The organism is Halococcus saccharolyticus DSM 5350, assembly GCF_000336915.1.
GTDB lineage: Archaea > Halobacteriota > Halobacteria > Halobacteriales > Halococcaceae > Halococcus > Halococcus saccharolyticus.
Genome location: NZ_AOMD01000023.1, coordinates 41,285 through 52,340 on the forward strand (window position 1 = coordinate 41,285; position 11,056 = coordinate 52,340).

Consider the following 11,056-nt stretch of genomic DNA (forward strand, 5'->3'; position numbering starts at 1 on the left):
TCGGAGTTCGCGCGACCTACATCAGAGCGGTGGGTACTCATCGAGCGCCGCGGCGAGCCGCTCGCGTTCCGTCCGGACTCGATCGAGATCGCGCTCTACCGCACCGCTCGACAGCCGCTCGCGCTCGTTGGCCGTGAGGTCGGCGCGCGCCCGCGCGGCGTTGCGGAGGCGCTCGTAACGATCCTCGCTGGCAAGTGCACGCACCTCGTGAAGCGTGGCGACTGCTTCCTCGGGTGCGAACCGGCCGACGACTGCGACGAGTTCACGGGCCTGCCACCGGAGAACGTCTCCGGGCGGTGGCGGCCAGCCGATCTCGAGCGGGTCGCTGTCAAGGCGTTCGAGGTAGCTCCGGTGGACGGCGACGTGGCGCTTGAGTTCCTGTGGGTCGTCGACGTAGTGAGCGAGCTTCGAGGAGGAGTAATCGGCGTACTCGATCAGCGTCGGGACGGGCTCGCTCCCGACTGAGGTCGTCTCGACGTACTCGCGGAGTTCCGTGGGCGGCGAGGAGAACGCCACGAGGGGATACCGTTCGGTCGTGGCGATCAGGTCGAGAAACTCGCGCGCGCTCGCTTCGCGCTCGAACGTCGCGAACGCATCGGCGACGCGCTCGTCGTACGCGGCGATCGGATCGCGGAGATCGGCCACGGGCGCGTCGAGATCGGCGTCGCCGAGTTTGCGGATGCGTTCCAGTTCGTCGAGACGGGCGTCGAGGTTCCTGAGTCGGTCGTCGACCGCCCGGCGGGCGTCGCGGTACGCCGTGGCCCGGTCGTCGCGCTCGGCGAGGAGATCGGCGAGATCACCAGCGGGCGCGAGCGTCTCGCGAGCGGCCGCGAAATCGCTCTCGGAGAGTCGGCGCTTGTCGAAGCGCTCGGCGGTCGTCTCGAACGCGTCGCGGTGTGGGAGATCGTCGGCGAGGTCGTCGACGAACGACTCGTAGGCCTCCTCGAACTCGATGAACGCCTCGAAGTCGCCCGTTCCGGTGGCGCGGCCGTCGTACCGATCGAGCAGCGTCGTCGCCCGATCGTGGGCCGCCGCGACCGCCTGGACATCGCTCTCGCCGTGATCGGCGATGCGGTCGACGGTCTCTTCGTAGGCCGCGCGGGCGGCTTCGAGCTCGGCGACCACGTCGTTGGACTCGGCGACGGCCTCACTCATAGACGGCGTCGGGATCGAACACACGGTCGCCGACGTGCTCGCCGTCGAGCGTGCGGTAGAAACAGCTTCGGTGGCCGGTGTGACAGGCTCCACCCTCCTGTTCGACGAGGTAGAGCAGCGCGTCGCCGTCGCAGTCGACCCGCACTTCCGTGACGTTCTGGACGTGGCCGCTGGTCGCACCTTTCTGCCAGATCTCCTCGCGGCTGCGCGAGTAGTAGTGGGCCAGCCCGGTCTCACGGGTGCGTTCGACCGCTTCGGGGGAGGCGTAGGCCAACATCAGGACCTCACGAGTGTCGCTGTCCTGGGCAACGACCGGAACCAACCCGTCTGCACCGAAATCGAGTTCGGGGGCGGCTGCCGAGTCCGTCCGGCTCATAGCGGAGATGGCCGCCTCGCGTCCATAGGCTTTTTGTGTCGAACGCCGAGCGCGACGGCGGTTGCGTCGATCGGTCGCCGACCGCAAGCGACAGTTCTTTCGTTCAGCATGCATATTGTTCACAATCATGGGACGATCGTACGATGATCGGTTGCTCGCGCTGTTCGACGACGCTCACCACCGAGGAGAGTGGTAGCGGTGTTCGTCCCCGTCTTGCAGACCTCCGCATCGCTGCTCGTGGTGGTCGTGGCGGTGATCGCAAGCCTCGGGATGGCGTGGGCGCTCGGCGCGTCGTCGAACTCGCCGCCGTTCGCCCCGGCAGTGGGTGCGAACGCACTCCCGACGATGCGTGCGGCCTTCTTCATCGGCGTGTTCGCCGCGCTCGGCGCGGTCGCCCAGGGCGGTAGCATCTCGGAGACGGTGGGTCAGGACCTCATCAACGGCGTCTCGATCACGCCGCTCGCGGCCGCCGCCGGCCTCCTCACCGCGGCGGCATTTATCGCGGTGGGGGTCCAGACCGGCTATCCAATCCCGGCGGCGTTCGCCACGACCGGTGCGATCGTCGGGGCAGGGCTGGGTCTCGGGGGCGACCCCGCCTTCGGCACCTACCAGCGTCTCGGAAGCTTCTGGATCGCAGTCCCGTTCGTTTCCGCGTCGATCGCCTACGGCACCGCGACGCTGCTGCGGCGGGAGGACGTCCCCGACGACGTCGGCGTCCCGGCGCTCGCGGGCGTCGTCGGCGTCATTCTCGCCAACGTTCGACTGGCGATTTTCCCCGGTCCGGACGGCCAGGGAACGCTCGCCGGATTCGTCTCGCGGCGGGTGGGTGGCGGCGTCAGTCTCGTCGGGTCGTACGATCTCGTCGGACTGGTCGTGAGCCTCGCGTTCGGTGCGCTCGTCTTTCTCGCGCTCCGCCGCGAGATGCGCTCGTCGATCGACGCCGGCATCAGGAAGTTCCTGATCGGCCTCGGGGCGATCGTGGCGTTTTCGAGCGGTGGGAGCCAGGTCGGGCTCGCGACCGGTCCGCTCGAACCGCTGTTCGATTCGCTCGGCACCCCAAGCATCCTCCTGCTCGGTCTCGGCGCGACCGGGATCCTTCTCGGAGCGTGGATGGGATCACCCCGGCTGTTGCAAGCGGTCTCGCGAGAGTACTCACAGCTCGGCGTTCGGCGATCGATCGCCGCGCTGATTCCTGGATTCATCATCGCCCAGGCGGCGATCGCGCTCGGCATCCCGATCTCGTTCAACAACATCATCATCTCGAGCGTGATCGGCAGCGGCTTGGTCGTGGGATCGGCCGGCGTTTCCGGCCGGAAGATCGGGGTGACGGTCGCCGCGTGGCTGGCGACGCTCGTCGGTTCGACTGTCGTCGGCTTCGGCTTCTATCGCGCGCTCGCGATGGTGACGGGTGCGTAGCCCGGATGACGCACGTCGAAAAAGGAGTCGAGATTGACGATCAGTCGTCGCTCGGTTCGCCCCCATCGGCGGCGACCGCACCGGTCTCACGAGCCGCTCGGATGTTCGTCAGGCCCATGTATGCGAGCGACAGCGCAAGCCAGACGAGGACCAGAGCGATGATTATCTGTACCACCGTCGATCCCTGCGCGAGCAGGGTTGCGCCACCCTCGCCCCACTGGCCGAGGATGAACTTCTGATAGAGGTTCTGATAGAGCGCGAGATAGAGCAGCGCCGTGGTGGTGACGACGAACATCGCGGCCATCGGCAGGCCGGTCGAGAGCAGCTGTTTCGAGTCCGACCAGTTCGCGAGCCAGACCGTCGCCACCAGCAGTGCGAGCGCAGCGAGGGTCTGGTTCGCGCCCCCGAACAGCGGCCAGAGGTCGGCCCACCGGCCACTGGAGACGAGAATGTAAGCCGGGATCACCTGGAGTGCCGAGGTCACGTAGCGGTTCGTCGCGGCCTTCTGCGTGCTCGTCTCGGGCGTCCCGACGATCTCTTCAAGCATGTATCGACCGAGCCGCACCGCGGTGTCAGTGCTCGTCAGGAGGAAGCTCACGAGCACGAGACCCATGAACGCCGCGGCAGCGGTCTGTGGGATGGCGATTCCGAGCGCGCCCGATGTGGCGTTGAGGATCTCGCCGCCACCAGTGGCGAAGTTCGGTAGCGCGAGCGCGATCCCGCTGCTTGCCGGTGCGGTTGCGTACACCGAGACACAGATCAGTGCAACTGTCGCGAGGAGCCCCTCGCCGAGCATTCCTCCATAACCGATGGTGCGGGCGTCGCTCTCCTTATCGAGCTGTTTCGCCGTCGTGCCGGAGGAGACGAGCGAGTGGAAGCCGCTGATGGTCCCGCAGGCGATCGTCACGAACAGCAGGGGGAACAAGGGTAATCGAGTATCGACGAGCGCACCGCCCCAGAAGCCCGCGTAGGCGGGGAGTTCGATTTCGAGAGTGTTCCCGACGCCCAGCACTGTCCCGAGGATCACCGCGAGCAGTACACCCCCGACGCCGGCGTAGAGAAGGCTCGAAGTCAGAAAGTCCCGGGGCTGGAGCAGGATCCAGACCGGGAGCACGCTCGCGATAAACCCGTAGATCATCACGATGGGGATCCACATGGCGATGTTTGCGCTTTCGAGTACCGGCGGGAGTGGGGTCGACGAGAGTAGCACGATCGTCCCTGCGGGATAGTCGCCAGGGACGATCGCGAGAGGGAACTGGAGGCCGACCCAGATCCCCGCGAAGACCGCGGCGACGAACGCCACGGTCCCCGGCAGGAAGGGTAGGTCGAGTTGGTAGAGGTACACCCCGAACGTCAGCGCGAGCGCGATGTAGATGAGGCTCGCCGTGGCGGCTTGGGGATAGGCGTTGAACACCACCGAAACCACGAGCGCGAACACCGCGACCACGAGGACGATCGTGAGGAAGGCAAACCAGAGGATCATGTCCTTGCCGCGCTCGCCGACGTACTGGCCGATGATGTAGCCGATCGACTTGCCCTCGTGGCGCATGCTGGACGAGAGCGCCATGAAGTCGTGGACCGAGCCGAACAGCGGATTGCCGATCGCAACCCAGAGGAACGCGGGTACCCAGCCCCAGACGACCCCTGCAGTGATGGGGCCAACGATGGGCGCGCCGCCCGCGATCGAGGAGTAGTGGTGGCCGAGGAGTACGGGCTTCGACGAGGGGACGTACTCCTGGCCATCTCGATACTTGTGCGCCGGTGTCTCGTTCTCATCGTCGAGCTCGACGAACTGCGCGAGGTAACGCGAGTAGCCGAGGTATGCGACGGTGAAAGTGGTTAGTACGAGCGCGACGAGCCAGATAGCCTGTACCATGGGGAGCTCTCTCAGAATATAGCGAAAAGACCGTATTAAACGTTGTTCCTTTATTCGCCCCACACACCCAACGATCGTAGCTTCGACTGCATTCGAGTCGGCCTCGATCCTGCCGCCTTATCCGCAACCATTCGACTGACGGTGCACACACACGCAAGCCGTCGATCTGACAAATGGCAGAGCGCTTAAACGACACACAAAACTTATTACAACGTGCCATCGATTGTCATGTAGGACCAACAATGGGCGGTCCGTTGCGTGGCATCACCTTGTAACCGCCGCCCCGTTGGTCCACCCTCCCCCTCCGCTGGTATCACGCCGACTAGCCAAACGAACGTGGATCGTCGCAGAATAGTCGGTTTGATCGGCCGGTCCGTCATGCACAGTCTCATACCTGGGTTCGCCGCTTCCACTCTGGGTGAATTATCAAGTTCAAGTCTAAGATGGACGAGGTACGGCCTCTTGGGTGATGCCACGCGGAACTGAAGGCCGCACCTCTGGTAGTTTATAGGCGCTCTGAGGATATCAACGTAGCATCCGTTGGAGCCATCAGGGCCACAGTGTGCGGGGAACTGGCTGTTCACCGTTCCGGCAGTTTTCAGAACCCGAAAATATCACCTCTCGTTGCCTTGCAAGATGGTTTTCTCGTTCGCTATTGAGTCAGGAGGCGGCTGCACGCGAAGGAGATGTAGTCCGGGTGCGAGAATCGAACCCGCGTCTCAGCCTCCACAAGGCTGAAGGATGACCACTACCCCAACCCGGACACGCAAGCGGGAGTTACCCCCAGCGAATAAAGTACGTTACGACTCGGGCCGCCGCGTTGTCGATACGGTTCCGCGACGCTTTTTGCCGCCTCGTCCGTACACAACCCTACGCGTGGCCATCACCGACAAGATCTACGTCAAGAACCACCGCCGGATCGGGTCCCAGCTCGAGACACGGATCCCGCGGAGCGCGTTCAGTGGTGCAACTCTCGATCTGCTCTACTCCGGCGAGGGGCTCTCGAAACTCGACGACGCAACCCAAGAACGGGTGCTCGACTTCGCCGAGGACTTTCTGGACTGTGACTGCGAGTCGAACCCCTACTGTGGCCACCCCGAGCGGAAGTTCATGCGGTACCTGCTCGATCTCCGCGCCCAGGGGCTCGGTCCCGACGCCATCGTCGACGTGATGGGCGACGAGTACCTCGTGACGGCCTACCCGGGTGACGTCCTCTCCTTCCTCGACAGCTCGGTCCGCACGCTCGAAGCGATGGAAGACCTCGCGAGCGTCGAAGGCGACCGCGAGATGGAAGGACGGGTGAGCGAACGGAAGCGCGATCTGCTCTAACCCAACTTGAACGGCTCTTCGCTGTCGACCTCGTCGTCAAGCTCTTCGAGCTGGATCACGTCCTCGCCGTCCTCCTCCTCTTCGAGGCGCTGGCTGAGCTGGGTGACGTATCGCCGGTGCTCGTCGAGCTGGTCACGGAGATGCTCGGCTTCGAGTTCGAGGCGTTCGTGCTCGCGGACGTAACTCTTCGGCACCTCGACCTTCGGCGGAAAACTCGACCCGCTCTCCGTGGATTCGTCGTCGACCTCGTGTTCCGGGACGACCTGGACCTGACCGTCGTGGGCAACCAGCATGTCGACGTAGTTTCGAAAGACCGCCGACAGCGAGATGTCGCGCTCCTCGGCGATCTCGCGGAGCGTCTCGAAGGCGTCCTCGTTCACCCGAAACGAGATCGTCTTGTTCTTGTTGCCCATCTGGATACAGTTCTTTCGTCCCCGTCGACTTAACCCTTTGTCAGACGCTGGCACTGGCGATCCCACAGACCGAAAGCGAGGCGCGGACTGACGCGTTCAGTCAGCGTCGACCGCGACTTCGTCGTCTTCCTCCAGACTTTCGAGCGCCGACACCGCCGCACGCCGGTAGTTCTCGACCGGCAGATCGTAGCGTTCGGCTGCCATCCGGGCGTACTCGTTGGTGTCGTCGTCGAACGCCTGAATCCGTTCGATCGTCCGCTCGGCGGCCTCAACCACCCAGCGGTCGCGGGCGGCGTCGTCGACCACGGTGATCGACTCGGGGCGCACCGCGACGTTGGTCTCGCCGTCGTCGGTTTCGAACGTCCGGGGTTTGCCCGCCACCGCGACGTATTCCGGGGGTTCGATCTCCCGAAGCGCGCTCGCAGCCTCGGGCTGGTACTGACCGGCGTAGACGTAGAAGGTGCCAGTGGGATCGACCACGCGGCCCTGCCAGTACTCCGAATCCGAACCCACGTCCTCGGTCTCGGTCAGCGTGCCCACGAAGAAGATCCGGTTCGCGCGCTCGCCCGTCGGCAGCAGGAGGTAGACCGGGGCGCGCTCCTCGTCGCTCTCCTTGAACGTCTCGCTGCCGTCGTTGAACTCGCGGGCGAACACGCGCTGGGCGACCTCGCGGGTGGGTGCGCCACTCATCAGAGCGACCTCGCTTTGATCAGCGTCTCCTCGGCATCCGTCGGCCCGCCGAGCCGCTCGAACTCGTTCGCGAGCACGTACCGGCCGAGGGTGGGGCCCTCCACGCGGTAGTATCCACCGAGAACCCCCTCGCGGATCTCGTCGGCCACGACCGAGGTATCGAGCGCGTCCATCGCCATCTCCTTCGCTTCGTCGAGGGAGATGCCGGCGAGTTCCTCTGTGGCCTCCCGGTCGAAGATGGTCTCGTGAACCGCGTTGCCGTCGTCGATCACGGCCTTCACCCGGAGATCGAACTCGCCCTCGACCTCGCCGTGTTCGCTACACCGGCCATTCTGGAGCACTCTCGTACAGTCCTCCTCAGGACATCGCTTGATGAGGCCGCTGCCACGCTGGATGTCCACCAGCGCGCCCTCCACGGTGATGGCGTCGTCACCCGCTTCGAGGTCCTCGTCGAGTTCCTCGATCGTCGTCGTTCGGTTGAGCTTGACCGAGAACTGTCCCTCGTACTCGTCGGTGACGACGTTTTCGAGCCGGTAGACCGATCCCTCTTCGAGCTCGGGGAGGTCCGATTTCGCCCACTTGGTGAACTTGAGAGTCCCGGAAGGATCACCGAGGAGGCCGACCTGGCCGACCGACTCGCTGCGTGGCTCCCAGAGTTGGGTGATCTTCGCCGTGACGTTCACCCACTCTTCGGGCGCGTCGATCGCACCGATCTCCCGATCCTCGCTGTCGCCACCCGACTCGGGCACGTCGAGCTCTTCGTCGAGTTCCTCGATCGTGGTCGTCCGGTTGAGCTTGACCGAGAACCGTCCCTCGTACTCGTCGGTGACGACGTTTTCGAGCCGATAGACCGACCCTTCTTCGAGCTCGGGGAGGTCGGAAGTCGCCCACGCCGTGAACTTCACCGTTCCCGTTTCGTCACCCAGCAGGCCGACTTGGGCGATCGACTCGCTGCGTGGCTCCCAGAGCTGGAGCACCTTCACCGTGAGATCGACCCATTCTTCGGGCGTGGCGATGGTCTCGACGGTGCGTTCCTCGCTCTCGCCACCGAGTTCCTCTCTGTCCATCCCGGCCTCGTCGAGGTAGCTGCTGGTGACACTTCGGCGGGCCTCCTCGGCGGGGACCTTGTACTCGTTCACTAAGGTGTCGAGACGCTCCTCGACGTCCGTGACGGTGATATCTAGCGTATCGGAAAACTGGTCGTGTATCTGCTCCGCGTGCTGTTGTACGTCCGTCATTGGTGTTCACTGTCTCCGCTTTGTTTTCGGTGGGAGACACTCGTGGGTAGGCTCCCGACGGTATAAAAAGTTCCGCGAGCGGAGTGAATGTGAATCCTCGGCCAGTCGACGACCCTTTGTAGCGCGCCGCGCAACCAAGATACATGAGCGACGAGGGGCGCAGCGGGTTTCTCGGGGCGACCGCGCGCGCAGCGGGGCGGCGATTCGCGGCGGCGAAGCGTGCCTATGTCCAGGGACAAGAACGCGCCGACGCCGAGGGCCCCTACGACGAACACGCGAAGATCGTGTGTCGTCGACACGCCCAGAAACGAACCGTCGTACTCGACGGCTACGTCCCCGACTGCTTCGAGGCTGGCCATCCCGACTGTGAGGGCTGTCTCGAAGACATCCGCGAGGGCACCGTCGAGACGTGGTGAGCGAAAAGCAGCTGTCCACTCGGTCGTCGATCTATCCGCCCCAGAAGTTCTCCCGACTCCCCAGCCGCTGGCGGCGCTTCGACCTGTCGTTGCCGCCGTTTTCTTCGTCCTCGTCAGTTTCGCCGTCCGCCGCGTCGCCCGGTTCATCCCCGTTCTCCTCGTCGTCATCCATCGGGAGGCGTTCGAGCTCGTCGGCGCGTGCGTGGTTCGAACGGACCTTGGTGACCTTCACCCGGGCACGAGCGTCGGGGAGGACGCCGTCGACGAAGACGATGAACCCGTCGTCGGTTCGGCCGACGCCGGCCCCGCTCTCGTGGATGTCCGTCACGTCGACGATCAGCTCCTCGCCGATCTGCACGGGCTGGGATTTGAGCTCGCGGATGGGCTGGCTGTAGTGGTTGCACCACTCCGCGCCACCCCGGTTGCCGTAGTGTTGACACCCCATCCCGGCGACCCGCTCGGAGAAGCTGGGACATTCGTCGGCGAGTGGACAGTCCGCCATGCTCGCGGTAGCGTACCCGCCCGCTAAACCTTTGCGACTCCACCTTTTTGCGAGGGGCATCGCGCGCTTCGCGCTCTCAACCCCTCGCAAAAAGGTGGATCAAAAACTCCCGCTCGCTCGGCCCTCCGGGCCTCGCTCGCGGTACGACTTCTAGCCCTTTCCGCACCGCAATCGCCGAAGCCCTCGCTCACTCCGTTCGCTCGCCCTTCATCCGCCAGGCCCGCACCGCCACCGCTCCCGCACCGTGCCGCACTACTCCCGCTTCGCGCCGGGGTTCGTCACCGCGCCCTCGGCCGCCGATCCAAACATCGCCCCGTACTTCGCCAGTACGCCCGAAGTGTAGTCGGGATCGGGCCGCTCGCGCTCGGTCAGGCGGGACTCGATCTCGGCGTCGGTGAGGTCGACTTCGAGAGTCCGCTCGGTAACGTCGATCGTCACTCGGTCGCCGTCCTCCAGCGCGGCGATCGGACCATCGGCGAAGGCCTCGGGTGCGACGTGGCCGATCGAGAAGCCACGAGTCGCGCCCGAAAACCGTCCATCGGTGAAGAGCGCGACGTCCTCGGCGTGGCCCTGGCCCGCGACAGCGGAGGTCACGCCGAGCATCTCGCGCATCCCCGGTCCGCCCTTCGGCCCCTCGTTGCGGATACAGAGCACGTCGCCCGAGTCAACATGGCCCTCCTGAACGTACTCCATCGCGCCCTCCTCACGTTCGAACACTCGGACCGGACCCTCGTGGCGCAGTCCCTCCTCGCCAGTGACCTTGATGACCGCGCCGTCAGGCGCGAGGTTCCCCGTCAGAATCCGGATCGCGCCCTCCTCGTAGAACGGGTCCGAAACGGGCCGAAGGAAGTCGGCGTCGATCGACTCGTCGTCGGGAAGGTCAAGTTCGTCGAGTTCCTCGGCGATCGTGCGCCCGGTGACGGTCATCGCGTCGCCGTCCATGTAGCCACCCTCGATGAGACGACGAATCACGACTGGGACACCCCCGGCGTCGTGGAGGTCCTTCATGACGCGCGTGCCGCCGGGCTGGAGGTTCGCGATCTTGGGCGTCCGCCGGGAGATCTCGTCGAACGTCTCGATGTCGAGGTCGATGTCCGCCTCGGCGGCCATCGCGAGCAGGTGGAGCACGGCGTTCGTCGAGCCGCCCATCGCGACCTGCAGCGCGATCGCGTTCTCGAAGCTCGCACGCGTCAGGATGTCCGACGGCTTGCGGTCCTCGGCGACCGCATCGAGCGCGATCTCGCCAGCCTCGCGGGCGACCGCCCTACGCTCGTCGCTCTCGGCTGGCGGACTCGCACTCCCGAGCGGCGCGAGGCCAATGGCCTCCGCGATCGACGCCATCGTGTTCGCGGTGAACATCCCGCCACACGAGCCCGCACCGGGGCAGGCGCTGCGTTCGAGGTCGTCGAGCTCCTCGCGACTCATCTCGCCCTCGGCGTACGTGCCGACACCTTCGAAGACGTCCTGGACGGTGACCTCCCTCCCACCGTGCTCGCCCGGCAGGATCGACCCCCCATAACAGAAGACGCTCGGGAGATCCGTCCGAATCGCGGCCATCATCATCCCGGGGAGGTTCTTGTCACAGCCCGCGACCGTGACGAGGGCGTCCATCCGCTCGCCGAAGGCCACCAGCTCCACGGAGTCG

The 11,056-nt window shown here is 65.2% G+C and carries 11 protein-coding genes, 1 tRNA gene and 1 pseudogene; 3 read left to right on the forward strand and 10 right to left on the reverse strand.

Annotated elements, in window-relative coordinates:
* Positions 1–21: 21 nt before the first annotated feature.
* Together C449_RS10260 and hisI are read right to left on the reverse strand one after the other, a co-directional pair.
* A complete protein-coding gene (locus tag C449_RS10260) occupies positions 22–1,155 on the reverse strand; it encodes a DUF7118 family protein (RefSeq protein ID WP_006077946.1) in 1,134 nt (377 codons plus the stop codon).
* On the reverse strand, positions 1,148–1,531 hold the full coding sequence (hisI, locus tag C449_RS10265) for a phosphoribosyl-AMP cyclohydrolase (RefSeq protein ID WP_006077947.1): 384 nt from the start codon (positions 1,529–1,531) through the stop codon (positions 1,148–1,150). Before hisI ends, C449_RS10260 begins: the two co-directional genes overlap by 8 nt.
* A gap of 270 nt (positions 1,532–1,801) precedes the next feature.
* Between hisI and C449_RS10270 the strand changes: the two genes are divergently transcribed.
* Positions 1,802–2,947, forward strand: a complete 1,146-nt coding sequence (locus C449_RS10270; RefSeq protein WP_049914069.1) for an inorganic phosphate transporter — start codon at positions 1,802–1,804, stop codon at positions 2,945–2,947.
* A 40-nt stretch (positions 2,948–2,987) separates the two neighbouring features.
* On the opposite strand, the gene C449_RS10275 is transcribed toward C449_RS10270, so the two are convergent.
* Together C449_RS10275 and C449_RS10280 are read right to left on the reverse strand one after the other, a co-directional pair.
* On the reverse strand, positions 2,988–4,823 hold the full coding sequence (locus tag C449_RS10275; RefSeq protein ID WP_006077949.1) for a carbon starvation CstA family protein: 1,836 nt from the start codon (positions 4,821–4,823) through the stop codon (positions 2,988–2,990).
* Between the two features lie 691 nt (positions 4,824–5,514).
* A tRNA-His gene (locus C449_RS10280) sits at positions 5,515–5,586 on the reverse strand.
* A 113-nt stretch (positions 5,587–5,699) separates the two neighbouring features.
* On the opposite strand from C449_RS10280, the gene C449_RS10285 reads away from it, so the two are divergent.
* Entirely contained in the window at positions 5,700–6,152 is a 453-nt protein-coding gene (locus C449_RS10285) for a DUF5814 domain-containing protein (RefSeq protein ID WP_006077950.1), read from the forward strand.
* Here the strand turns inward: C449_RS10285 and C449_RS10290 are convergent.
* From C449_RS10290 to C449_RS19005, 4 genes and pseudogenes are all read right to left on the reverse strand, one after another.
* Positions 6,149–6,565: a hypothetical protein gene (locus C449_RS10290; RefSeq protein ID WP_006077951.1), complete on the reverse strand. Its 417-nt coding sequence runs from the start codon at positions 6,563–6,565 to the stop codon at positions 6,149–6,151. The two genes, C449_RS10285 and C449_RS10290, sit on opposite strands and share 4 nt — an antisense overlap.
* Positions 6,566–6,661: 96 nt before the next feature.
* Positions 6,662–7,255 (reverse strand): RPA family protein, encoded by a 594-nt coding sequence (locus C449_RS10295; RefSeq protein WP_006077953.1) that lies wholly within the window; start codon positions 7,253–7,255, stop codon positions 6,662–6,664.
* Entirely contained in the window at positions 7,255–8,160 is a 906-nt protein-coding gene (locus C449_RS10300) for a replication protein A (protein ID WP_241430106.1), read from the reverse strand. Before C449_RS10300 ends, C449_RS10295 begins: the two co-directional genes overlap by 1 nt.
* 150 nt (positions 8,161–8,310) lie before the next feature.
* Positions 8,311–8,493 (reverse strand): annotated as a pseudogene (locus tag C449_RS19005) (replication protein A); the annotation flags it as partial.
* A 143-nt stretch (positions 8,494–8,636) separates the two neighbouring features.
* Here C449_RS19005 and C449_RS10305 point away from each other — a divergent pair.
* Positions 8,637–8,909, forward strand: a complete 273-nt coding sequence (locus tag C449_RS10305) for a DUF7091 family protein (RefSeq protein ID WP_006077955.1) — start codon at positions 8,637–8,639, stop codon at positions 8,907–8,909.
* A 31-nt stretch (positions 8,910–8,940) separates the two neighbouring features.
* Here C449_RS10305 and C449_RS10310 read toward each other — a convergent pair whose 3' ends face one another.
* Both C449_RS10310 and C449_RS10315 read right to left on the reverse strand, forming a co-directional pair.
* Positions 8,941–9,411: a TRAM domain-containing protein gene (locus tag C449_RS10310; RefSeq protein ID WP_006077956.1), complete on the reverse strand. Its 471-nt coding sequence runs from the start codon at positions 9,409–9,411 to the stop codon at positions 8,941–8,943.
* A gap of 252 nt (positions 9,412–9,663) precedes the next feature.
* Positions 9,664–11,056, reverse strand: a 1,393-nt coding sequence (locus C449_RS10315) for a dihydroxy-acid dehydratase (RefSeq protein ID WP_006077957.1), incomplete at its 5' end; no start/stop codon positions are given.